Here is a 24080-nt window from a genome sequence, read left to right on the forward strand (position 1 = left end):
TCCCAAAGAGGACTTCCTGTTATGAAATCGACTCTCCGCATCGCGGCGGCTGGCGCCTGCCTGTCCGTCTTCAGCTTCTCCCCCGCCCTCGCGGCGACGGCCGCTTCCAGTTCGGTCCAGCTCTACGGCCTGATCGACACCGGTCTGCAATACCTCAGCAACGGCCCCAGCGGCAACAGCAAGACGGGCATGAGCACGGGCAATCTCAGCGGTTCGCGCTGGGGCCTGCGCGGCACCGAAGACCTGGGCGACGGCCTGTCGACTGTGTTCGTGCTGGAAAACGGCTTCGACTCCGACAACGGCCAGACCATGCAGGGCGGCCGCCTGTTCGGCCGCCAGGCCTATGTCGGCCTGTCGAGCAAGAGCCTGGGCCGCCTGACGCTGGGCCGCCACAACACGCTCATGATCGACTGGATGAGCAAGTACAACCCGTTCGACAACGCCAACTTCTCGATCAAGCGCCCCGACGCGGCCTTCTCCGACCGCACCGACAACGCGGTGATGTACGTCGGCAAGTTCGGCCCCGTGTCCGTCGGCGGCTACTACAGCTTCGGCTGGAACAACGAGCAATCGTTCGACGACAAGACGCTGGGCCGCATGATCGGCGGCGGCGTGCGCTACCAGTCCGGCGGCCTGGACGCCGGCGTGCTGTATCACTCGAAGAACGCCGACAAGCCGGCCAAGGGCGCCAACAGCGACAACCGCGAAGACCGCATCGTCGCGGGGCTGTCGTACGACTTCGAGGGCGTCAAGGTCTATGCCGGCTACCGCTGGCTGGAACAGAAACTGACGCAGCGCAACTACAAGAACAACCTGACCTGGCTGGGCGTGACCTACCTGCCGGTGTCGAACAACCGCCTGTCGTTCGCTGTGTACCACCTGAACGACTCGGTCTGCGACGACATGAACAACGCCGTCTGCCCGGCCGCGCAGGCCGCCGGCACCGGCCAGAAGTCCACCATGTTCGTCCTGGGCAACGAATATGACCTGTCCAAGCGCACCACCGTCTATGCCGTCGCGGCCTACGCGGTGAACGACGACAAGTCGGCGCAGAGCCTGATCGGCGGCAAGTACGGCGCCAACGTCGAACCGGGCAAGAACCAGTTCGGCCTGAACCTCGGCCTGCGGCACCGGTTTTGAACGCGCCTGAACCTTCCGCGGGCGGCACGGCGATCGCCGTGCGCGGCCTGCGCCACGCCTTCAACGGCCACACCGTGCTGGACGGCGTCGACCTGGACGTGCCCGCGGGCACTGTCCTGGCGCTGCTGGGCCCGTCGGGCTGCGGCAAGAGCACCCTGCTCAAGTCGCTCGCCGGACTGCTGCGGCCGCAGGGCGGCAGCATCGCTTTCGGCGATGCCGTCGTCTGCGACGCGCAGCGCCACGAACCGCCCGAACGCCGCGGCCTCGGCATGGTGTTCCAGGACTACGCGCTGTGGCCGCACATGAGCGTGGCCGGCAACGTCGCCTTTCCGCTGGAAATGCGCGGCGTCGCCTGGCGCGAGCGGCCGGCGCGGGTGCGCGAAGCCCTGGCCCTGGTCGGCCTGGGCGAGCACGCCGCGCGCCGGCCCTCGGAACTGTCGGGCGGCCAGCAGCAGCGCGTCGCGCTGGCCCGCGCCATCGTGGCGCGGCCGCGCGTGCTGCTGTTCGACGAACCGCTGTCCAACCTGGACCGGGCCCTGCGCGAATCGCTCTGCGTCGAGATCGGCGCCCTGCTGCGCCGGCTCGGCACCACCGCCGTCTACGTCACCCACGACCACGAGGAAGCCCATGCCCTGGCGCACACGATCGCCCGCATGGAGCACGGCCGGATCGCCGACCTCGTGATGTCCAAACCCCAGGACTCTGCCTAAAATGCCTCACGTACCGCTTTCCAAACTACTTGCCACGTTCTTTATGACGCTTTCGTTCGGATTGGCCTCGGGCCAGGCCAAGGCGCTGACCGTTTACACCGCGGGCCCCGGCGGCCTGATCAAGCAGCTGGCCGCCGGCTTCCAGGAGAAGACCGGCATCAAGGTCGACGTGTTCCAGGCCACCACCGGCAAGGTCATGGCCCGGCTCGAAGCCGAGGCCGCCAACCCGCGCGCCGACGTGCTGATCTCCGCGTCCTGGGACACCGCCCAGGACCTGGACCAGCGCGGCTGGCTGCTGGCCTATGACAGCCCCAACGCGGCCCAGGTGCCGGCCCGCTTCAAGACCCCGACCTACGTGGCGCAGGGCATCTCGGCGCTGGGCATCGTCTGGAATTCGCGCAGCGGCACGCCCGAACCGCGCGACTGGTCCGACCTGACCGGCCCGCAGTTCAAGCAGAAGGTGACCACCCCCGACCCGGCCCTGTCGGGCGCCTCGCTCGACCTGCTGCTGGGCCTGCAAAGCGCCCAGGGCGAATCGGCCTGGAAACTGTTCGAGACGCTGCGCGACAACGGCATGACCATCTCCGGCCCCAACGCCCAGGCGCTGACGCCGGTGCTGCAGGGCGCCAAGGCGGCGGTGTTCGGCGCGGTCGACTACGTGTCGTACGCCAGCGTCGAGAAAGGCGAATCGATCAAGATGATCTTCCCGTCCAGCGGCACCGCCATCGCGCCGCGCCCGATGATGATCCTGAAGACCACCAAGGCGCCCGATCAGGCGCGCCAGTTCATCGACTACGTGCTGTCCGAGGACGGACAGCGCGCCGTCGCCGACGCCTGGCTGATGCCGGCGCGCCAGGACGTGGCCGGCAAGCGGCCGCTGTTCAAGGACCTGGCGCTGCTGCCCGAGACCGCGCCCGGCGCCTCGCGCGCCGAGGTGCTGGCGCGTTTCGCGCGCCTGTTCGGCCAACACTGACAGGCCGGGATGCCGGCGCTTCCGGCATCCCCACCCCGACCATGAAAAGCGTCTTTCTCCTGGCGGCCATCACCGTGGCCGCCCTGGGCGTGCTCGTCGCCCTGCCGATGGCCTTCGTCGCGCTGCAGGCCGTCTTTCCCCATCTGGCCGAAGGCTCGCTGCGCAATCCCTTCGGCGCCTGGGCCGCCACCCTGGCCACGCCGGCGGCGCTGACGCTGGTGGGCGGCACGCTCAAGCTGGGCCTGGGCGTGGCCGCCGTCAGCGCCCTCATCGGCATTCCGCTGGGCGCGCTGCGCGGCCTGTTCCAGGTGCCGCTGGCGCGGCTCTGGGACCTGCTGTTCCTGGTGCCGTTCCTGCTGCCGCCCTACATCGCCGCGCTGTCGTGGACCATGGCGCTGCAACCGCGCGGCTACCTGGAGCAACTGACGGGCTTGCATCTCGGACCGCTGCTGTTCTCGCCCGCCGGCGTGACGCTGGCGATGGGCCTGGCGATCTTTCCGGTGGTGTACTTCGCCGTCTCGCGCAGCATGGCCGCCACCGGCGCGCGGCTGGCCGAGGTGGCGCGGGTGTCTGGCGCCGGCCCGTGGCGCGCGTTCCTGCGCGTGACGCTGCCGCTGGCCTTGCCGGCCATCGGCGCCAGCCTGCTGCTGGCCTTCACCCTGGCGATCGAGGAATACGGCGTGCCGGCCGCGCTGGGCGCGCAGGCCGGCGTCGCCGTCATGACCACCGCCATAGAGCGGCGCCTGGCGGACTGGCCCATCGACCTGCCGGGCGCGGCGCTACTGTCGCTGGTGCTGGTGGCGCTGGCGCTGACGGCCTACGCGGTGCAGCGCGCGCTGGTCGCCGGACGCGGCTTCGAGACCACCACCGGCAAGCCCGCGCCGCTGGCGCGCGGCCGGCTCGGCGCCTGGCGCTGGCCGGTGCTGGGCCTGTTCGCGGCGGTCGCGCTGGTGGCGGTGGCGGCGCCGCTGGCGTCGATGCTGGCCGCGGCCCTGACGCGCCATGTCTCGGCCGGGCTGTCGCTGGACAACCTGACCCTGGCCAATTTCGCGGCCCTGTTCCAGGCCGGCGGCGAGGCCTGGCAGGCGCTCTCGACCAGCCTGCTGCTGGCCACCGGCACGGCGCTGGCGGCGGGCGCCGTGGGCCTGCTGGCGGCCTGGTGCGTGGCTGGCCGGCACGTGCCGGGCGCGGCCGTCATCGACGCGCTGGCGCTGCTGCCCGCGGCGCTGCCCGGCGTGGTGGTGGGAGTCGGCTTGATCCTGGCCTGGAACCAGCCGTTCTGGCCCGCTTCGCCGTACGGCACCTGGGGCATCCTGCTGCTGTCGTACACCTGCCTGCTGCTCCCCTACCCGGTACGCTACGTCAGCGCGGCGCTGGCACAGATCGGCCCCAATCTGGAAGCGGCGGCGCGCGTGCATGGCGCCAGCGCGGCCGCGGCCCTGCGGCGCATCGTGCTGCCGCTGGTGCTGCCGGGCTTGTCCGCCGCGATGCTGATGGTGTTCGCCGTGGCCTCGCGCGAACTGGTGACCTCGCTGCTGCTGGCGCCGGCCGGCGTGCAGACGGTATCGGTTTTTGTGTGGCGCCAGTTCGAGCAAGGATCGGTGGGCGAAGGCATGGCCATGGCGGCGGTGGCGGTCGGCGTCAGCCTGGCGCTGATGCTGGCGGCGACCTCGATCCGGCGCGGCGCGCGCGCCTGATCCATCGCGCGGGGTCCGGCGGCGGAAAGCCGTCGGCCTCGCCTCAGACCGGGTCCGGCGTATCCGCGGCCGACGGCATCGGCCCCTGCACCACGCGGTTGCGGCCCTGGCGCTTGGCCTGGTAAAGGCCCCGGTCCGCGATCTGGATCAGGTCGGTGCACGGCTGGTCCGGGATCGGCACGGCGGTGGCGGTGCCGATGCTGACCGTCAGCCACGGCCCGCCGCCATTGTCCTTCTGCGGGATCTGCATGGCTTCGACCGCGCGCCGCAGTTTCTCGGCGGCCAGCCGCGCGCTGCCCGCCGGCGTGCCCGGCAGCACCAGCGCGAACTCCTCGCCGCCAAACCGCGCGGCCAGGTCGGTGGAGCGGTCGCAACTGGCGAAGATGGTGTTGGCCACGCGCTTGAGCGCCTCGTCGCCGGCGATGTGGCCGTAGGTGTCGTTGTAGGACTTGAAATGGTCCACGTCGATCATCAGCATGCTGATTTCACGGCCATCGCGGCGCGCGCGCAGCCATTCGGCGTTGAGGTATTCGTCGAAGTAACGGCGATTGCCCAAGCCCGTCAGGCCGTCGGAATTGGTCAGGCGGCGCAGCTCCATATTGCTTTCCAGCAACTGCTGCTGGCTCTGGCGCAGCGCCTGGTAGGCCTCGTCGCGCTGCACCAGCGCCAGGTACGAGCGCGAGTGGTAGCGGATGCGCGCGACCAGTTCGATGGAGTCGGGCAGCTTCACCAGGTAGTCGTTGGCGCCGGCGGCGAACGCCGCGCTCTTGATGGCCGGATCTTCCTTGGTCGACAGCACGATGATGGGAATATCGCGCGTGACCGGGTGGTTGCGGTACTCCTGCACCAGGCTCAGGCCGTCCACGCCCGGCAGCACCAGGTCCTGCAGGATCACGGTGGGCCGCGTCTGCACCGCGACGGTCAGCGCCTTGTACGGATCCGAGCAATAGTGGAAGTCGATATTGCCCTCCGTGGCCAGGGCCCGGCGAATGGCCTCGCCGACCATGACCTGATCGTCGACCAGCAGCACCATGGCCGCGTGCGAGTTCAGGTCGGCCGAGGCCGGGCTGTCAATGGGAGGGTGCATAGTGGCTTTCCTTGATTTCTAGCTATGACCGCCGGCTCAGGCGAAGGCCTGCACCAGGCGGGGAGCAATCTGGTCCAACGGTCGGATTTCGACGGCGGCCTGCATCGCAGCGGCCGCCTTGGGCATGCCATAGACCGCGCTGGTGGCCTGGTCCTGGGCAATGGTCAGGCAGCCGCGATCGCGCAGCGCCTTCAGGCCGCGGGCGCCGTCCTGCCCCATGCCGGTCAGCAGCACGCCGACGGCCAGGCCGCGCCAGTGCTGCGCGACGCTATGGAAAAATACATCGATGGAGGGACGGTACAGGCTTTCCTTCGGATTCTCGGTGTAACGCAGCGTACCATCGGCCACCAGGTGCAGATGGTCGTCCGTGCCGGCCAGCAGCACCTGCCCCGGCACGGGCCGCTCGCCCTCGCGCACCAGCCGCACGGGCAATGCCACCTGATCGTTGAGCCAATCGGCCATGCCGGCGGCGAACGAAGCGTCCACATGCTGCACCAGCACAATGCCCGCGGGAAAACTGACCGGAATATCGCGTAACAACTGTGCCAGCGTGGCCGGGCCGCCGGCGGAGGCGCCGATCACCAGCAGGCCTTGCGAGGCCCCCGCCGGGATGACGTCGCGAGCCACCGGCGTGAGGTTGGTGCGGTTGCTGCCGTAGCGGCCGATCAGCCAGCCGATATTGCGGATCTTGCGCAGCAGCGGCGCGGCGGCGCTGCGCAGGTCGGCATTGCCCACCACCGGGGTATCGGCCGCGTCCAGCGCGCCATGGCCCATGGCGTCGAACACGCGCGCGGTATGGCGCGCCACGTCCACCGTGACCACCACGATGGCGCAGGGGCTTTCGGCCATGATGCGGCGGGTGGCCTCGACGCCGTCCATGACGGGCATGATGAGGTCCATCAGCACCACGTCGGGCCGGTCCAGGGCGCATTGCTGGACGGCCTCCAGGCCGTTGGAGGCGACCCAGGCAACCTCCAGCCCGGGTTCCAGCGCGATCACGCGCCGGAGGGTTTCCACCGCCATCTGCAGATCGTTGACGATTCCGATTCTCACGTCCGCGCCTTTCCGATGAGGTCTTCCACGGCGTCCAGCAAGGCATCGTCGTGGAAGCTGCCCTTGGCCAGATAATAGTCGGCGCCGGCATCCAGCCCGCGCCGCCGATCCTCTTCACGGTCCTTGTAGGACACTACCATTACCGGCAGCGTTTGCAACTTGGGATCGGCCTTGATGCGCGACACCAGTTCGATGCCGTCCATGCGCGGCATGTCGACGTCGGTCACCACCAGGTCGAAGGCCTCGTTGCGCAGCATGTTCCAGCCGTCCATCCCGTCCACCGCCACCGCCACATCGAAACCGCGGTTCAGCAGCAGCTTGCGCTCCAGTTCGCGCACCGTCAGCGAATCATCCACCACCAGCACGCGCTTGCTGCGGCGCGCCTGCGCCACCGGACCGCCGCCATCCACCCGCGCCAGGCGGCCGCCCTCGACCAGCTTCTGCACCGACAGCAGCATGTCCTCGACGTCCAGGATCAGCAGCGGCGTGCCATCGTCCATCAGCGAGCCGGCCATCACGTCCTGCACCTTGCCCAGGCGCGGATCCAGCGGCTGCACCACCAGCGTGCGCTCGCCCACGTAGCGGTCCACGGCGATGCCGTAGAGCCGGTCGTGATCGCCGACCACCACCACCGGCAGGGTCTCGGCGGCCGGCGCCGGCTCGCCCGAACGCAGGATCTGGCGCGCCGACACCAGCCCGATCTGGCGATCCATGAAGCGGAAATGCTGATGCCCTTCGAGCTGCTCGATGTCCTGCGCCCGCACCTGCAGCGCGTGGCTGACGTAGGCCAGCGGAAACGCGTAGATCTCGCCCTGCACCTCGACCAGCAGGCTGCGCACCACCGACAGCGACAGCGGCATCTCCAGCACGAAGCGCGTGCCCTGCCCGGTCTGCTGGTGGATCCGCACCGCGCCGCGCAGCTGCCGCACCATGGTCTGCACCACGTCCAGCCCGACCCCGCGGCCGGAGATCTCGGTAACCTCGCCGCGCGTGCTGAAGCCGGACAGGAACAGGAATTCCAGCAGTTCGGCCTCGCTCAGGCGGGCCGCGGTCTCGGCGTTGGTCAGCTTGCGCTGCACCACCTCGACCCGCAGGCGATCGAGCGAAATGCCGGCGCCGTCGTCGCTCAGTTCGATCAGCAGCATGCCGGCCGCGTGGCGGGCCGACAGCCGGATCAGGCCTTCGGCTGGCTTGCCGGCCTGCAGCCGGTCCATCGGCATCTCGATGCCGTGATCGACCGCATTGCGCAGCAGATGCATCAGCGGCGCGTCCAGCTTGTCGAGGATGTCGCGGTCGACCTGGGTGGAATCGCCCTCGATCTCCAGGCGCACCTGCTTGCCGAGCGAACGGCCCAGGTCGCGCACCATGCGCGCCATGCCGCCCAGGCCGTCGCCAAAGGGCCGCATGCGGCAGGCCAGCGCGGTGTCGTACAGGCGCTGCGCCAGGTGGCCCATGCGCCAGCCGAATTCATCGACCTCGCTGGCGCGTTGCGCCAGTTCCTGCTGGCAGGCCTCGACGATGCGCTGGGCGTCGTCCAGCGCCGCCTGGCTGCGGGCATCGATATGCACGCCGGCCAGCGAGGCGCGCAGGCTGTCCAGCGCCTGGCCGGCGCCCGACTGCAGCCGCCGCAGCCGCAGCATGGAGGCGCTGAACGGCGCGATCCAATGCGACTCCACCAGGGTTTCGCTGGACAGGCCAAGCAATTTGTTGAGCGTGTCGGCGGTGACCCGCAGCACCCGTTCGCCCTCGCCCAGCGCCTGGTCGGAGCTGCGGCGCCCGGGCGGCGGCGGCGGCGGTGGATCATCGGGCTGGTGAATGGGCGGCAGGAAATCCGAGGGCTTGGCCGGCCGCTCGACCAGCGGCGCGGCCGGCGGCGCGTTGGGCGCGTTCGACAGCCGCGTCACCAGCGTGTCGATCTCCTCGCCCAGTTCCACGCCGGGCGTGGCCACCCGCTGCAACAGGTCCGCGCCCAGCAGCAACGCGTCGATATCGGCGGCCTGCAGGCGCAACCGCCCTTCCTGCGCCGCCACCAGGCAGTCTTCCATCGCGTGCGCGATGCGCACCGCCGGATGCAGGTCGACGATACGCGCCGCGCCCTTGAGCGAATGCGCCGCGCGCATGCAGGCTTCCAGCTGCGCGGCCGAGGTCGGGTCGTGCTCCAGGGCCAGCAGGCCATTGTTCAGCACCTGCACCTGATTGCGGGTTTCCAGCTGGAACAGTTCCAGCAGCGAGGCGTCGCGCATCTGGTCCGGGTTCACGCCAGGCTCCGTTCCAAGGCTTGCATCAACAGGGTCTCGTCCAGCACGCCGACGCTGCGCTGGCCGCAGCGCGCCACGCCGCGCGAGTACTTCAGGCTGGCGCCCTCGAGCGTGGCCGGCAAGGCTTCCAGCGCCTCCAGGTCAACGCTGTGAATGCCTTCCACCTCGTCCACCGGCAGGACCACCGCGCGCCCCGCCCCACCGAAGATCAGCATGCGGGCCGCGGCCGGCCGTTCGCGGCCCGCGCCGGCCACCGGCGCGTCCAGGCCCAGCAGGCGGCCCAGCGACACGCAGACCGTCAGCGTGCCGCGCACGTTGGTCACGCCCAGCACCGCCGGGTCGCGCCGGTGCGGCAGCGTCAGGATGGCGCGGGTGCCGGCCACCTCGTCCAGCGCCTTGGTCGGCAACCCGAGCCATTCCCCCTGCAGCCGGAACACCAGCAGCGACGACAGCCTGGCCTGCGCGGCCACGGCGCCCTCGGCGGGCTCGGCCCGCGCGTCGGTCTGCGGCGGCAGGCGGTCCAGGATGCGCTTGGCCGCGCCGGCATACACCGGACAATTGCGGCAATGCACGTATTCGGGCAGGCGCGCGCAGGTCTTGTCGCCGCGGCTGCCGATGCGGTTCCAGCAATCGTCCACTTCGGACAGGCGGGCCAGGGCGTCCAGGGCGTCACTCACGGCCGGCCTCCTGACGCGCGGCGCGCGCCTGCAGGCGGCGGGCGCCTTCCTGGTCGCCGTCGGCCGCGATCAGCGCGGCCAGGTGCAGCAGCGCCTCGCGGTGCGACGGATCCAGGTACAAGGCCTTGCGATAGGCGGCCTGGGCCTGGCGCGTATCGCCGTCGGCATCCTGCAGCAGACCCAGCAGGTACAGCGACTCGGCGCTGGCGCCATGCTGGCCGAGGTGGGCGCGGCAGCGCGCCATCGCGTCCCGCACCCGGCCCTGGTCCGCCAGCGCGGCGATCTCGCGCAGTTCTGCCGCGCCCGCGTTGGCGGCCTCGGCCGGCGCCGGCTTGACGGCGGCCGGCCGCGATTCCCAGGCCCGAGGCGCCGCCACGGGCGTTCGCGCCGACGCGCCGTGCGCGGCCGGCATGCGGCCTGGCGGCAGCGTCGGCGACGCGGTCCAGGCCGGCACCGCGACCCGCTCGGCCGATGCCTTCGGTTCCGCCAGGAAGGCGAAGGCGCGCGCCAGCGGCACCGCCGGCAGGCGCCGGCCGGTCATCAGACTGGTTTCGGCCGGCCCCACGAACAACACGCCGTCGCGGCGCGCGAAGCGCCTCAGAATCGCCACCGCGCGTTCCTGCGTGGCCGCGTCGAAATAGATCAGCAGGTTGCGGCAGAACACGAAATCATAGGGCGGGACGTCCGGCAGCAACTGAGCGTCGAACAGGTTGCCGGCCAGGAAACGCACCCGCGCCTTGACCGCGTCCGCCAGTTGGTGACCGTCGGCGGTCTCGGTGAAATGGCGGTCGCGATACGACAGGCTCTCGCCCCGGAACGAATTGCGGCCATAGCACGCGCGCCGCGCGAAATCGACCATGCGTTCACTGATGTCGACCGCGTCGATCTGGAAGCGCGCGGCAGGCACGCCAGCGTCCAGCAAGGCCATGGCGATCGAATACGGCTCCTCGCCGCTCGAACAGGGCACGCTCAGCACGCGCAGCACGCGCGCCTCGGCCCCCGGCGCGAACAGGCGCTCGCGCGCCAGCGCCGCCATCGCGGCCTGCGATTCGGGATAGCGGAAGAACCAGGTCTCCGGCACGATCACCGCTTCGATCAGCTGCTGCATTTCGGTCGGCGAGGTCTGCACCCGCATCAGGTAGTCCTGCTCGTCGTCCGCCCCCACCGCCTGCATGCGGTGGCGTACCGCGCGCTCGACCGCGGCCGCGCCGATGGAACCGCTGTCCAGCCCCATCTTGCGCTTGAGCACCGCGCTGAAGTCCTCGACCAGCATCATGGCCGGACTCCTTCGGCCAGCGCCGGCTCGGAAGGAAACAGCAGCGCGCGCACCGGCTCGGGCAGCAGCTCGGCCACCTTGACCGCCTGCACCATGCCGCCCGCGTCGCTCAGCACCGGCCCCAGATAGCGCGCCCGCGGCGTGTCCAGCCCGACCGGGCGGAACGCCGCCGGGTCATAGTGCACGGTTTCGGTGGCCTGCTCCAGCACCAGTCCCAGCAGGCGCTCCTGACTTGCGCCATCGGGCCGGTAGCGCACCAGCGCCAGCCGCGTGCTGGTCACCCGGGCCGCCGTGCCGACGCCGGCCAGCGCGCTCAGATCGATGGCCGGCACCGCCGCGCCGCGGCAGTCGAACATGCCCATCACCCATGCCGGCGTGCCGGGCACCTGCTTGAACGTGCGCATGCCCAGCACCTCGATCACATCGGCGGCGTCCAGCGCATAGCGGTCCGCGCCGATGCGGAACAGCAGGTACAGCCGGCGCCGGGCGGCGGCGCCGGACGCGGCGGACGGAAGCGGGGCAAGCTCGGCCATGGCGTATCAGACCTTGAAGCGCGACACGCCGTTGCGCAGGTCGTTGGCCACCAGCGTCAATTCCTCGATCGCCAGGCTCGACTGGCGCAGCGATTCGACCGTCTGCTGGGCGGCGTCGCTGAGCTGCTGCAACGCCTGGTTGATCTGCTCGGCGCCGGTGGCCTGCGCCTGCATGCCTTCGTTGACCATCTGCACGCGCGGCGCCAGCGTCTGCACCTGCTGGATGATCTGCGACAGCTGGTCGCCCACCTGCTGCATGTCGGCCATGCCGCGCCGCACCTCTTCCGAGAACTTGTCCATGCCCATCACGCCGGCCGACACCGACGACTGGATCTCGCGCACCATCTGCTCGATGTCGTAGGTGGCGACGGCGGTCTGGTCGGCCAGGCGGCGGATCTCGGTCGCCACCACCACGAAGCCGCGCCCGTACTCGCCGGCCTTCTCGGCCTCGATCGCGGCGTTCAGCGACAGCAGGTTGGTCTGGTCGGCCACCTTGGTGATGGTGGTGACAACCTGCGTGATATTGCCGGCCTTCTCGTTCAGGATGGCCAGCTTGGCATTGACCGAACCAGCCGCGCCGACCACGTTGCGCATGGTGTCCTCCATGCGCGCCAGACCCACCTGGCCGCTGCCCGCCAACGCCGCCGTCTGTTCGGCCGCGCCCGACACTTCCGTCATGGTGCGCACCAGCTCGCGCGACGTGGCCGAAATCTCGCGCGAGGTGGCGCCGATCTCGGTGGTGGTGGCCGCCACTTCCGAAGCGGTGGCCTGCTGTTGCTTGGAGGTGGCCGCGATCTCGGTCACCGAGGTGGCCACCTGGACCGCCGAACGCTGCGTCTTGCCGACCAGGCCGGTCAGCTCGTCGACCATGCCGTTAAAGCCGCTCTCGATGGCGTTGAACTCATCCTTGCGCGCCAGCGTCAGGCGGCGCGTCAGGTCGCCGCTGCCGGTGGCCGCCAGCGTCTTGACGATGCTGTTCATGGGCGTGACGATGGCGCGCATCAGCAGCACGCCACAGATGATCGCGGCGACGATCGCCAGCCCCAGCGACACCAGCATGCCGGCCTCGGCCTTGTCCACCGCCTTCTGGATGCTGACGGCCGATTCGTCGGCCTGTTGCTTGTTGGCCGCGACCATGGTGGCCAGCACGTCGCGGCCCGCGTAAAACGCCGGCCGCAGGTCGGATTTGATCTTGGCTTGCGCGCGCGCCGGATCCGACATCATGGCCGGATCCAGGATTTCCGCGCGGATGCGCATGTAGGCCTGCAACGCCTTTTCGAAGTCGGCGAACATGCGCTGGTCGTCGCCGCGCACCACGGTGCGGCGATACTGCTCGATATCGTCCTGCAGGTGCTGATCGTTCTTGGGCAGTGCGGCCAGGCCGGCCTGGCGCTCCTGCTCGGTATCGCTGTTGAAGGCGTCCTGCACCACCACGAAGCCGGCGAACCACGAGGCCCGGATCGAGGTGCTGTAGTAGATGCCCGGCACCGCATCGGTGTTGATCGACTCGGCCTCGGCCTCGACCTGCAGCAACCGCTGATAGTCGACCACCACCATCAGGGCCATGATGGCCAGGATGACCAGGAAGCTGGCGATGATGCGCTCGCGTAGTGTCAGATTCTTCATACCGGGACCCTTGTGCAATTTCGGCTCGCCAGCACCCACGCCAGCGCCGTCGACGTTTTTCCGGCGGCCGTCTCGACGCGCCTGTCGCCCGCGTTTGACGGGATGTGGGAATAGTCAGCAATTATTGCAAAGGCGCGGCCCGACAGCTACGGAAAAACAAGGGAAACCCCGCATTCCCGGCGGGTTCCGTCGGGAAAAAGCAAAGTCCGCTTACAAGAGGCTTGTCTTTTGCTGTGACAGGGCGTACCGAAGTCCGCAAGCTTGCGGCCATTTTTCCGCCCCGCGGCGGCGCGCAAACGCCCCCCCGCCTAGCGCCACAACCCCTGTGGCGGGCGCGATTCGACCCAATCGTGCACCTGCTCGTGGGCATGCGCCAGCCGCAGCACGGCCAGATCGCCACGCGGCGGGCCGATCAACTGCATGCCCATCGGCAGGCCGGCGTCGCCGAAACCCACCGGCACGCTGATCACCGGGCAGCCGGCCAGGGTCCAGGGCGTGACGACTTCCATCCAGCGGTGGTAGGTGTCCATGCGCCGTCCGGCGATTTCCTTGGGCCAGTCCAGCGTGGCATCGAACGGGAACACCTGCGCCGATGGCACCGCCAGGTAATCGACCTCCTCGAACATCCGCAGCACCGTCTGGTACCAGGCGCTGCGCTCCTCGGTGGCCTGGTAGACCTGGCGCGCGGTCATGCCGTCCAGTCCCTCGACCTCCCAGATCAGCGCCGGCTTGACCAGCTTGCGGGTCTCCGGATCGCGCACCAGGTCATGGTACTGGCCGCCCACCATCAGGTGCCGGTGGGCCAGCCACATGCGCCACAGCCGCTCGCCCGCGAACGGCACGCGGTAATCATCGACCTGGCAACCGGTCGCCTGCAGCCGCGCCAGCGCCTGCGCGCACAGCGCCAGGATGCCCGGCTCCATCGGCAGATAGCCGTCCCAATCGCCCAGCCAGCCGATGCGCTTGCCGCGCAGGTCGGCATCCAGCGCTTGCGCGAACACGGCCGGATCGTCGTCCAGCGACAGCGGCGCGCGCGGATCGTGCCCGGCGATGACCGACAGCATGCGCGCCACGTCGCGCGGCGAGCGGCCCATCGGGCCTTCGTATGACAGTTGCTTGAGGAACACGTCGCTGGACGGCCCGCTGGGCACCCGCCCGGCCGACGGCCGCATGCCGTAGACGTTGCAGAAGCCCGCCGGATTGCGCAGCGATCCGCCGAAGTCGCTGCCATCGGCCACCGGCAGCATGCGCGCCGCCAGCGCCGCCGCCGCGCCGCCACTACTGCCGCCGGCGCTCTTGGAGAGATCGTACGGGTTGACCGTGGTGCCGTAGACCGGGTTATAGGTGTGCGAGCCCAGGCCGAACTCGGGCACGTTGCTGCGGCCGATGAAAATCGCGCCGGACGCCCGCATGCGCTCGACCAGGATCGAATCCTGCTGGCTCACCTGATCCTTGTACACCAGCGAACCCATCGAGGTGACCATGCCGCGCACCGAGGTCAAGTCCTTGGGCGCCTGCGGCATGCCGTGCAGCCAGCCCAGCCATTGCCCGGCCGCCAGCTGCGCGTCGCGCGCATCGGCCTCGCCCAGCAGCTCCGCCCGTTCGCGCCGCGCCACCAGCGCATTGAGCGCCGGATTGACCGCGTCGATGTGGTCCAGGTAGGCCGTCATCACCTCGCGGCAGGACACGCGGCGCTGGCGGATCGCGTCCGACAGCGCATGCGCGGGCATGGCGACGATATCGTTCAGGCGGCCGGCGGCCGCCGGCGTGGCTGCAGTCATGGTGTTGTCTCCGCTTTTTTTCTTGGCAGGCCGACGATACTACGCCAATGCCGCGCGGGCCGCGCGCCGGCGCCGCCCGGCGCGATCCGGGCGGCGCCACCGATCCGCCGGGCCCGCCGCGCCCTGCCCGCCGTCAAGCCGGCGGACGCGCGAACACCAGCAAGGTGGACGTGGCCGAGGCCAGCAGGCGGCCCTGGGCATCGGTCAGCTTGGCTTCGGCGTACGCCACCCGCTGGCCGAACGACAGCACCCGGCCCTCGGCCCGCAACCGGCCGCTGTGGCGCGTGATGGCCTTGTGATAGGCCACCTTCAGTTCCAGGGTGGTGTAGGCCTGCTCGGCCGATAGCCGCGAATGCACCGCGCAACCGCAGGCCGAGTCCAGCAGCGTCGCGGCATAGCCGCCATGGACCGTGCCGATGGGGTTGTAGGCGTGCGGGCCGGGCGTGCCGGCGAACACCGCCAACCCTTCCTCGGCCTCCACGAAATCGAAATCCAGCGACACCAGGATGCCCGGCTTGCGGCCCGAGGCCAGCAGCGCGCGCAATTGCGCCAGGCCATCGAGACCGGCGCCGGTCTGGTCAACCAGGCTGGGTTCGCGTTGCGGGGCGGTGGCGCCACCCGCCAGGGTCGGGTCGGAAGTCATGGGCAAGGCTCCGGCAAAGGGAAAAGGAAGGCAATCTTTTATATGATGTCCATCATATATCAAACCTTTCCCGCTCTGCCCTCGACCCGGGGGCCACCCGTGCCGAACAGGTCGACCAGGTCGGTCAGGTCGGTCAGGTCGACGGACAGCGTGCCGCGCCCGCTCAGGCAATCATCGCCGCCCGCGCCCTCGCGGTGCGTGAGGAGGCCGCGCCTGGCTTGCGGCTCATCGCGCCGATGACGATCGGTCTCGTAGATGCCCGGCTACGCGGTGCGCCCTCTTCAATTGCCCCGCCCCAAGGCGCAAGCGCGTCGGCAGCCTGCAGCACGGCGGCGTACTGGCGCGCCAGCCATCGGCCTTCACCGCCGGGCCGGCCCCGCCCGACCGAGCCCGACTGGCTCGGCACGCTGCCGATCCCCTGCGGATGGCGCAATGCCGCACAGGACCAAGCCAGGCCGCCCGCCGATGACCGGGCGGACGGCCGGCGCGGCAATGCCATGGCGCGCGTCCCGGGCGTCACGCGAACATGTGCCGGGCCAGGTGGTCCACGAACACGCGCAGCTTGGGCGATGGGTGGCGGCTGGCCGGCCACAACGCCCACATGGTGGCGTTGCCGCGCGTGCGTTCGTCCATCACCGTCACCAGCCGGCCCGAGGCCAGTTCTTCCTTGATGGTGAAGTCCGGCAGGCAGACGATGCCCAGCCCGCCCAGCGCCAGGAAGATGCGGGTTTCGACGCTGTTGCAGATCAGCGTCAGCGGCAGTTCGGGCGCGGGCGCGCCGGCCGCCGTCTTCAAAGGCCATTGCTCCAGCTTGCCCGTACTGGGATAGCGGTAATGCAGGCAGCAATGGCGCAACAGGTCGCTGGCGCGGCGCGGCGTGCCATGCCGCGCCAGGTAGTCGGGCGAGGCCGCCAGGATGCGGCGGAACTGCCCCAGGCGGCGGCGTTTCAGGCCGGAATCCTGCATCTCGCCGGAACGCACCACCGCGTCGTATCCCTCGCCGATCACGTCGACCATCCGGTCGGTGAAATCCAGGTCCAGCCGGACTTGCGGATACTGCTTCATGAACGTGGCGATGGCCGGCTCGAACAGACGGCTGTAGCGCGGCAGGCTGACGCGCAGCCGGCCGCTGGGAGTGCCGGCGGCCTCGGACAGTTCCAGTTCGGCCGCTTCCACTTCGCACAGGATGCGCCGGCACCGCTCCAGGAACTTCTCGCCTTCCGGCGTCAAGGTGATGTGGCGCGTGCTGCGGTGGAACAGCCGCACCTTCAGGTGCGTCTCCATCCGCGCCACGCTCTTGCCGACCGCCGACGGCGACACGCCCAGCATGCGCCCCGCTTCCGCGAAGCTGCGGGTGTCCGCCACCAGCACGAAAACACCGATACCGCTGAGGCTGTCCATCACCTGATTCCTTCAATGCGGACTTTCATGTCCGGAATATTCGGAATCCTAGCCTATTTTTCTTTTATCGACGGCTGCCTATCCTGCCGGCATCGCGTTCCCGGACGCCGCGCTCGCCGGGCGTGGCGCCATTCCCTTGTTTTGCTGGCCTTGTTTGCCGGCCTTGTTTTTCAGCTTTGTTTGCTGGCTTGGCTTGCTGGCTTGGCTTGCTGGCTTGGCTTGCTGGCTTGGTTTGCTGGCTTGGTTTGACGGCCTTGTTTGTCAGCCTCGTTGCCGACCCAGTTGGCAGGCCTTGTCCGCCGAACCGGGCCGGCCACCGCCTCGCTTTCCATTATCGACACCGTTATCGACATGACCTCATTGCCTCCTTCCCCCGCCCCCAATCGCTGGCTGCAATTGCTCGCAGCCTGCCTCACCGCCGTGCTCATTCCGCTGTGCTTCACCGGCCCCGCGGTGGTGCTGCCCTCGATCAGCCAGGCGCTCGGCGGCACGCCGGTGCAACTGAACTGGATCCTCAATGGCTACATCCTGGCCTACGGCAGCGTCATCATGGTGTCCGGCAGCCTCACCGACCTGTACGGCCCGCGCCGCGTCTGGCTGGGCGGGCTGGCCTGGTTCTGCGCCTTTACCTTTCCCATCGCCTGGGCGCCGTCCGCCGGGTGGATCGACTTCCTGCGGCTGATGCAGGGCGTGGGCGGCGCGGCGGCCTTTGCCGCGGCCATGTCATCGCTGGCGCCACTGTTCCATGGCGCCGCCCGGGCCCGCGCCTTCAGCCTGCTGGGCACCACCTTCGGCATCGGCCTGTCGTTCGGGCCGCTGGTCTCCGGCTGGCTGGTGCAGACGGCCGGCTGGCGCTGGGTCTTCCACGGCACCGGCCTGGTGGGCCTGCTCGGCCTGGCGCTGGTGGCCGCCAGCGTCCGCGCCACGGCGGGCGCGGCCGGCGGCCGGTTCGACTGGCGCGGCGCGCTCAGCTTCACCGGCGCGCTGGGGCTGTTCACCTACGGCATGCTGCTGGCGCCTGAAAACGGCTGGCGCGACGCCGCCGTGGCCGGCTCGCTGCTGGCCTCGGCGCTGCTGGGCATCGCCTTCATCGTCACGGAGATGCGCGCCTCGCATCCGATGCTGGACCTGTCGCTGTTCCGCAGCGCGCGCTTTGTCGGCGTGCAGGCCCTGGCGGCCTCGCCGGCGTTTCTGTTCATCGCGCTGATCGCCATCCTGCCCGGCCGCTTCATCGGCATCGACGGCCACAGCGCGTTGCGCGCCGGCCAGTTGATGATGGGCCTGGCCACGCCGCTGCTGGTGGTGCCGTTCCTGGCCGCGCTGCTGACGCGCCGCTTCAGTCCCGCCGCCCTGTCCAGCACGGGCCTGGTGCTGGCCGCCGCCGGCCTGGCCTGGCTGGCCCGCGACCTGGGCGGCGACGCCGGCCGCCTGTGGCTGCCCATGAGCCTGATCGGCATCGGCATCGGCCTGCCCTGGGGCCTGATGGACGCGATGGCGGTCAGCGTGGTGCCGCCGGAGCGCGTCGGCATGGCCACCGGCATCTTCAACACGGTGCGCGTGTCGGCGGACGGCGTCGCCATCGCGGTCATCAGCGCCCTGCTGGCCACGCTGATCCACGCCCAGGCCGCCACCGCCCTGGCGGACGCGGGCCCGCAAGCGCTGCTGCAGGCCGCCAATCGGGCGGCCCTGGGCCAGCTGGACGAGGCCGCCAGGCTGCTGCCCGGCGCCGGCGACCTGCTGCACCAGGCCTACGAGATGGCCTTCGGGCAGGTGCTGTATGCCCTGGCGGGATTCGCGCTGGCGCTGGCCGTGCTGGTCTACGCCCTGCTGGCGCGGCCGCAGGCGACGCCCATGGCGCAGGTGCGGCCGCAGGCGCATTGAACCGGGCGGCGCGGCCATTGCCGGCGCGGCCGGCTTGCGCCAGATCAACCCGCCCCCGCCCCGCGCCGCCCTACACTTCGCGCTGACTTCCCGCCGCCTGGAGACCGCCTTGTCCGAACCCGACATCTGCACCGAAGCCGAGATCCGCGACCTGGTGCATACGTTCTATGCCAAGGCGCGCGCCGACGCCGCGCTGGGCCCCGTGTTCGAAGCCCAGGTGCACGACTGGGACGAACACCTGGCGACGCTGTCGGACTTCTGGTCGGCGGTGCTGCTGGGCACCCGGCGCTTCACCGGCATGCCCATGCCCAAGCACGTCGCGATGCCGCACCTGAGCGCCGAACTGTTCGAACGCTGGCTGGCGCTATGGGGCGAGACGCGGGCGGCGCTGCCGAACCGCGCGCTGGCCGAGGCGGCCGGCGAAATGGCCAGCCGCATGGCGCGCAGCCTTTGGTACGGCTACCAGCTCAGCCGCGATCCGGACAAGCCGTTGACCGAGCTGCGCTCGGCCTCGGCCGCCTAGGGCCACTCCCGGGGCGAGTTCGCGCAAAGGCGCCGGGGCGCGGCCCTAGTCCACCCGCCACCAGCTGGGCAACAGGTTGCGCACCTTGGCGCGACGGTAGCGGTCGTCGATCAGATGCACCGTGCCCACGTCCTGTTCGGTGCGGATCACGCGGCCGGCGGCCTGCACCACCTTCTGCATGCCCGGGTAGAGATAGGTGTAGTCGTAGCCCTGCGCCTCGCCGTAGCGCCGCTCCATGGCGCGCTTGATGTTCTCGTTGACGGCGTTGACCTGCGGCAGTCCCAGCGTGGCGATGAAGGCGCCGATCAGGCGCTTGCCCGGCAGGTCCACGCCCTCGGAAAAAGCTCCGCCCAGCACCGCGAAGCCCACCCCCTGCCCGCTTTCGGTGAAGCGCCCCAGGAAGGCCGCCCGGCTGGCCTCATCCATGCCCGGCGTCTGCAGCCAGATCGGCACCTGCGGATGGCGCGATCGCATCAGGTCGGCCACCTGCCGCAGGTAGTCGAAGCTGCTCAGAAAGCCCAGGTAGTTGCCGGGCCGGCGGGCGTACTGCTCGGCGATCAGGTCGGCGATCGGCGCCAGCGAACGCGCCCGGTCGCGATAGCGGGTGGAGACATTGCCCACCACCTTGACCGCCAGTTGTTCGGCCTGGAACGGCGCGGCCACGTCGATCCAGGCCGCGTCCGGCGGCAGGCCCAGCGTGTCGCGGTAGAACTGCTGCGGGCTCAGCGTGCCCGAAAACATCACCGTGGCATGCGCCGCCGCATGCCGCGCCGCCAGATACGGCGCCGGCACCACATTGCGCACGCACAAGGTGGATGGCGCCGTCTTGGCGCCATGCGCGCGGGCATCGGCCCGCGTCACGTCGAACAGCGCGTGCGGGCCGAACTGCTCGGCCAGCCGCATGAAATGCAGCGCCTCGAAATAGAAGGCCAGCACCGGATCGTCCTGCGCCAGCGGCGACTCGCCCAGGTAGTCGGTGATGGCGCCCACCGCCTTCTGCAGCGCCGCCAGCACGCCGGCGGGCGCCTCGTCATAGGCCTGGTACGCCTCGGCCTGTTTCTTGTTGAACGCGGTCCAGGACCGCTGCAGGCCGTCCAGCGGTTTCTTCAGCGCCTTGGGCGCGGCCTGGCGCGCCGCCGCCAGCCCGAGCTGGTTCAGTTCGCCGGTGTACATGCGGCGGGCGCGATCGACCAGGTTGTGGGCCTCGTCCACCAGCACCGCCACCTTCCATTGGTGCGCCTGCGTCAGCGCATGCAACATGGCGGTGGCGTCGTAGTAGTAGTTGTAGTCGCCCACCACCACGTCGCTCCAGCGGATCAGTTCCTGCGACAGGTAGTACGGGCAGACCTGGTGGGCCCGGGCCACGGCGCGCACCGCCGGCGCGTCCAGCCGGCCCTGGACCAGGGCGGCCTCGCGCGCGGCCGGCAGGCGGTCGTAGAAGCCCTGCGCCAAGGGGCAGGAGTCGCCGTGGCAGGCCTTGTCCGGATGCTCGCAGGTCTTGTCGCGCGCCTGCAGGTCCAGCACCCGCAGCGCCGGTTGCGCCGGCTGGGCGTTCAGCGTGTCGAGCGCCGCCAGCGCCAACCCGCGCCCGGAGCCCTTGGCCGCCAGGAAGAAGACCTTGTCCAGCCCGCTGCCCGGCGCGGCCTTGAGCAGCGGAAACAGCGTGCCCAGCGTCTTGCCGATGCCGGTGGGCGCCTGCGCCATCAGGCAGCGGCCATCGCGCGCCGCGCGGTAAACCGACACGGCCAGTTCGCGCTGGCCGCTGCGGAATTCGCCATGCGGAAACGCCAGCTGTTGCAGCGCCGCATCGCGCGCCTGCCGGTGCGCCAGTTCGGTGCGCGACCAGGCCAGGAAGCGATCGCATTGCTCGGCGAAAAACGCCGCCAGCCAGGCCGCGTCGCGGGTCTCGGTCAGCACGGTTTCTTCTTCGGTGGCGACGTTGAAGTACACCAGCGCCACGCGGACCTGCGCCAGCCCGCGCGCCAGGCACAACATGTGCGCATAGACCCGCGCCTGGGCCCAATGCGCGGCGCGGTGGTTGTCGCGCACGCTGTCGAGCCGGCCGCGGTAGGTCTTGATCTCTTCGAGCTGATTGGCCGCCGGGTCGTAGCCGTCGGCGCGGCCGCGCACCAGCAGGTTCTGGTACTGGCCGCTCAGCGCCACCTCGGTTTCGTAGGCGGGCCCGCGCCGGCCCGTGACCGCCGTGTGCCCCGCCATGCCTTCCAGGCCGCTGGGCGCGGGCGTGAAGCGCAGGTCCAGGTCGCCCGCGCGGGCCGTGAATTCGCACAGCGCCCGTACCGCCACCGCGTACGTCATGGCGCGGACTCCCGCCAACTGACATGGCAGACGCGCACCGGCATGCCGTGCTCGGCGCAATACGCCAGCCAGCGGATCTGGTTGTCCTGCAGCTTGTCGCCGGGGCCCTTGATTTCGATCAGCTCGTAGCCGGGCGCCACGGCCTGGAAACGGATCAGGTCGGGCAGGCCGGAGCGGTTGGCCTTGACGTCGCGCAGCAGCCGCGTGAAGAACCGCTTCAGGTGCGCCGGCGGCAGGTGTTCGAGCGCGCGTTCCAGCAAGGATTCGTCAAGCGCCCCCCAGAACACGAAGGGCGACTGCAGCCCCTGCTTGTCGACGTAGCGGCGGCGGATGGTGTCGCGATATTCGCCGGAGTCCAGTTGCGCCAGGCAGGCGGCGAACAGCGCCTCGCGCCGGGCGTGGAAATCCGGCGCGTCGAGGTCGGCCGGACCGCGCTGGAACGGATGGAAGAAGGCCCCCGGCAAGGGCGCGAACACCGCCGGCCAGCACAGCAGGCCGAACAGCGAATTGATCAGGGTGTTCTCGACGTAGTGCACCGGCGCGTCGTCGCGGTGCAGGTGGTCGCGGGCGGCGAATTCCACCGGCGTCGGCGCCGCGGGCCGTTCGAGTTCGAGATCGAAGCGGGCCACCGGTGTCGTGACGCGCCGCGCCGCTGCCTGCCCCAGCTTGCGGCGCAGGCGCGGCAGCATGCGCGCCAGGCGTTGCGTTTCTTCCTCGCTTTCGGGTGCGGCCTGGGCCCGCAGGGCCAGCGCCAGCGCCTCGTCGAAGCGCGCCATGCGCTCGAACACGCGGATGCGGCGATGACGCGCCCCTGGGTAGGCGCACAGGGCGTAGACGCGTTCGGCCGCTTGCCAGTCCTGGGTGCGTTCGCAGGCCTGTCCCAGGCGCAGCAGCACCTTGGCGCGGCGCTTTTCCAGCCAGGGGTTGTCGCTGGCGCAATCGGCCACCGCGCGCAACAGCGCATCGACGTCCAGCGGCTCTTGCAGCGCTTGCCGGCAGGCGTGCAGCATCAGATAGCGGTCGACATCCGCCCGCGCCTGGAAAGCCCGCGACGAGGGATCGAACGGCACCGCCTCGTACTGGAGCACGCCCAGGTCGGCCAGCACGAACTCTGACCAGTCCTGGTGCAAATTGCCGAAGAACATGAGGCGCAGCCGCTCGCACAAGTCCGCGACCGCGACCCGCCAGGCCGGATCGGCGGAGACCGCGGGATCCGCCGTGGCCGACGAACATGGCGCCGCCGGCGGATGGCCGACTGACGCGCGCCCCGGCGTCGCAACACGGACGGCCGGGATGGCGGCGGCGCCCGGCGCCAGCGCCATCCAGGCGGCATGCGGTCGCGCGTCCGGATAGCGCGCGCGCAGCGCGGCCAGCAGGTCCGCCTTACGCGCGGCTGCCTTGGCCGGCATGGGGGCGAACAGGCGGTCCAGCTCGGGGCGCGTATGCAGCGCGAACAGTTCGTCCAGCGTCATGGGCGTGTCGGCATCCAGCCAGCCCAGCGCCAGCAAGGGCGCGGCAGCCTCGGCCGAGTCGGGGATTTCGTCGTACGCCAGGCGGCTGGCGCGGAACCACGGCCCGCGCCGCATCAGCATGCGCACCAGCAGCGCCTGCGAGGCCTGCGGCAAGCCGGCGAAATCCGCCATGAAGCGGCGTTCGCGTTCGTCCAGCAGGTCGGCGTAGCGTTCGCCGACCCACGCCAGGGCGCGCTGGAAGTTATGCAGGTAGTAGTAGCGGTGCGGGGGCAACATCGGCCGGAACGAATAACTGGGTATTTATCCAGTAATCATAGCAGGCCGCCCCGCCCGTGGAAGCCTCGGCTAGTACCTATCCGTGGCGCACGATCTCGAAGCCCTCATCGTCCTGCGGCGCCACGAAATACGCCGTGATGGCGTCATACTGCGCGTCGCTGGTGGTGAACGGATGGGTGCCGGATTCGTTGCGGGCGCGCAGCCGCGCCTTGCATACCGCGTCGGGCAGGTCCAGGAAATGCAGCTGGTGGCGGCAACCGGCGGCCTCGGCCACCTGGCGCAGCCAGGCGCGGCTGGCGCGGGTGTTGGCCGGAAAGTCCAGCACCACCGACAGCCCCGCCCCGACCAGCGCGGCGACGTGCGCGCCCATGGCATCGCGCAAGCGCCCGGCGCAGCGCGCGTAGTCCGCCACCTCGCGGATCTCGCCCGGATACAGCGCCGCCAGCCAGGCATCCTCGCTGATCAGCAGCGTGCCGGGTTGCGCGGCCAGCCGGGCCGCCAGGGTGGATTTGCCGGCGCCGATCTTGCCGCACAGGAAGTGCAGCAGCGGCGGGGGAAAGTGGGGTGGGTTGGACGGGTGCGATTGCATTGGACTGCCTCGGGAAAGAGCCAGCCGGCGGGCCAACAAAAAACCCGCCGGTGGCGGGTTGATGTCGCGATGATCCGACGCGCGCTAACCCACCGTGGTCCCAACGGGGGTAATAATCAGGGCGAACGAGAGTTGCGGCCGGTTCATGGCACGATGATGCTGGACGGC

The 24080-nt window shown here is 70.2% G+C and carries 19 protein-coding genes; 6 read left to right on the forward strand and 13 right to left on the reverse strand.

What is annotated here, in order from left to right; translation table 11 throughout:
- Positions 1-21: 21 nt before the first annotated feature.
- The 4 genes from ABFG95_RS01730 to ABFG95_RS01745 are packed head-to-tail and all read left to right on the forward strand — an operon-like array spanning position 22 to position 4520.
- Positions 22-1140, forward strand: a complete 1119-nt coding sequence (locus ABFG95_RS01730) for a porin (protein ID WP_175144547.1) — start codon at positions 22-24, stop codon at positions 1138-1140.
- The gene (locus tag ABFG95_RS01735) at positions 1137-1850 is read left to right on the forward strand and encodes an ABC transporter ATP-binding protein (protein WP_278991598.1); all 714 of its coding nucleotides are present in this window, start codon (positions 1137-1139) and stop codon (positions 1848-1850) included. The genes ABFG95_RS01730 and ABFG95_RS01735 overlap by 4 nt, the downstream gene beginning before the upstream one ends.
- 43 nt (positions 1851-1893) lie before the next feature.
- On the forward strand, positions 1894-2823 hold the full coding sequence (locus tag ABFG95_RS01740; RefSeq protein ID WP_238909963.1) for an ABC transporter substrate-binding protein: 930 nt from the start codon (positions 1894-1896) through the stop codon (positions 2821-2823).
- A gap of 41 nt (positions 2824-2864) precedes the next feature.
- Positions 2865-4520 carry an ABC transporter permease subunit gene (locus ABFG95_RS01745; protein WP_238909962.1) on the forward strand — a complete coding sequence of 552 codons (1656 nt, stop codon included), beginning with the start codon at positions 2865-2867 and terminating at the stop codon, positions 4518-4520.
- Positions 4521-4563: 43 nt separating this feature from the next.
- Here the strand turns inward: ABFG95_RS01745 and ABFG95_RS01750 are convergent, their stop codons facing one another.
- The 10 genes from ABFG95_RS01750 to ABFG95_RS01795 all read right to left on the reverse strand — a co-directional run bounded on the left by ABFG95_RS01750 (position 4564) and on the right by ABFG95_RS01795 (position 16855).
- A complete protein-coding gene (locus tag ABFG95_RS01750) occupies positions 4564-5607 on the reverse strand; it encodes a PleD family two-component system response regulator (protein ID WP_054415589.1) in 1044 nt (347 codons plus the stop codon).
- 36 nt (positions 5608-5643) lie between these two features.
- Positions 5644-6660 (reverse strand): chemotaxis response regulator protein-glutamate methylesterase, encoded by a 1017-nt coding sequence (locus ABFG95_RS01755; RefSeq protein ID WP_238909961.1) that lies wholly within the window; start codon positions 6658-6660, stop codon positions 5644-5646.
- Positions 6657-8918 carry a hybrid sensor histidine kinase/response regulator gene (locus ABFG95_RS01760; protein ID WP_238909960.1) on the reverse strand — a complete coding sequence of 754 codons (2262 nt, stop codon included), beginning with the start codon at positions 8916-8918 and terminating at the stop codon, positions 6657-6659. The genes ABFG95_RS01755 and ABFG95_RS01760 overlap by 4 nt, the downstream gene beginning before the upstream one ends.
- Positions 8915-9595 carry a chemotaxis protein CheW gene (locus ABFG95_RS01765; RefSeq protein ID WP_059271074.1) on the reverse strand — a complete coding sequence of 227 codons (681 nt, stop codon included), beginning with the start codon at positions 9593-9595 and terminating at the stop codon, positions 8915-8917. Before ABFG95_RS01765 ends, ABFG95_RS01760 begins: the two co-directional genes overlap by 4 nt.
- Entirely contained in the window at positions 9588-10871 is a 1284-nt protein-coding gene (locus ABFG95_RS01770) for a CheR family methyltransferase (protein WP_278991604.1), read from the reverse strand. The genes ABFG95_RS01765 and ABFG95_RS01770 overlap by 8 nt, the downstream gene beginning before the upstream one ends.
- Positions 10868-11404 carry a chemotaxis protein CheW gene (locus ABFG95_RS01775; protein ID WP_063570119.1) on the reverse strand — a complete coding sequence of 179 codons (537 nt, stop codon included), beginning with the start codon at positions 11402-11404 and terminating at the stop codon, positions 10868-10870. Before ABFG95_RS01775 ends, ABFG95_RS01770 begins: the two co-directional genes overlap by 4 nt.
- Positions 11405-11410: 6 nt before the next feature.
- A complete protein-coding gene (locus ABFG95_RS01780; RefSeq protein ID WP_054415599.1) occupies positions 11411-13030 on the reverse strand; it encodes a methyl-accepting chemotaxis protein in 1620 nt (539 codons plus the stop codon).
- A 308-nt stretch (positions 13031-13338) separates the two neighbouring features.
- Positions 13339-14811: an amidase gene (locus tag ABFG95_RS01785; protein WP_175144543.1), complete on the reverse strand. Its 1473-nt coding sequence runs from the start codon at positions 14809-14811 to the stop codon at positions 13339-13341.
- 133 nt (positions 14812-14944) lie between these two features.
- Positions 14945-15454: a PaaI family thioesterase gene (locus ABFG95_RS01790; RefSeq protein ID WP_175144542.1), complete on the reverse strand. Its 510-nt coding sequence runs from the start codon at positions 15452-15454 to the stop codon at positions 14945-14947.
- Between the two features lie 516 nt (positions 15455-15970).
- A complete protein-coding gene (locus tag ABFG95_RS01795) occupies positions 15971-16855 on the reverse strand; it encodes a LysR family transcriptional regulator (protein WP_278991608.1) in 885 nt (294 codons plus the stop codon).
- A gap of 351 nt (positions 16856-17206) precedes the next feature.
- Between ABFG95_RS01795 and ABFG95_RS01800 the strand changes: the two genes are divergently transcribed.
- Together ABFG95_RS01800 and ABFG95_RS01805 are read left to right on the forward strand one after the other, a co-directional pair.
- The gene (locus tag ABFG95_RS01800; protein WP_063583772.1) at positions 17207-18736 is read left to right on the forward strand and encodes an MFS transporter; all 1530 of its coding nucleotides are present in this window, start codon (positions 17207-17209) and stop codon (positions 18734-18736) included.
- 109 nt (positions 18737-18845) lie between these two features.
- Complete coding sequence (locus ABFG95_RS01805) at positions 18846-19259, forward strand: group III truncated hemoglobin (RefSeq protein WP_348995356.1); 414 nt, start codon at positions 18846-18848, stop codon at positions 19257-19259.
- A gap of 45 nt (positions 19260-19304) precedes the next feature.
- On the opposite strand, the gene ABFG95_RS01810 is transcribed toward ABFG95_RS01805, so the two are convergent.
- From ABFG95_RS01810 to ABFG95_RS01820, 3 genes are all read right to left on the reverse strand, one after another.
- Entirely contained in the window at positions 19305-21575 is a 2271-nt protein-coding gene (locus ABFG95_RS01810; RefSeq protein WP_348995357.1) for an ATP-dependent DNA helicase, read from the reverse strand.
- Positions 21572-23323: a VRR-NUC domain-containing protein gene (locus ABFG95_RS01815; protein WP_348995358.1), complete on the reverse strand. Its 1752-nt coding sequence runs from the start codon at positions 23321-23323 to the stop codon at positions 21572-21574. The genes ABFG95_RS01810 and ABFG95_RS01815 overlap by 4 nt, the downstream gene beginning before the upstream one ends.
- Before the next feature lie 76 nt (positions 23324-23399).
- Positions 23400-23912 carry an ATP-binding protein gene (locus tag ABFG95_RS01820; protein WP_054415614.1) on the reverse strand — a complete coding sequence of 171 codons (513 nt, stop codon included), beginning with the start codon at positions 23910-23912 and terminating at the stop codon, positions 23400-23402.
- Positions 23913-24080 lie beyond the last annotated feature (168 nt).

Source organism: Achromobacter sp. HNDS-1, assembly GCF_040084795.1.
Classification (GTDB): Bacteria; Pseudomonadota; Gammaproteobacteria; order Burkholderiales; family Burkholderiaceae_B; genus Achromobacter; species Achromobacter ruhlandii.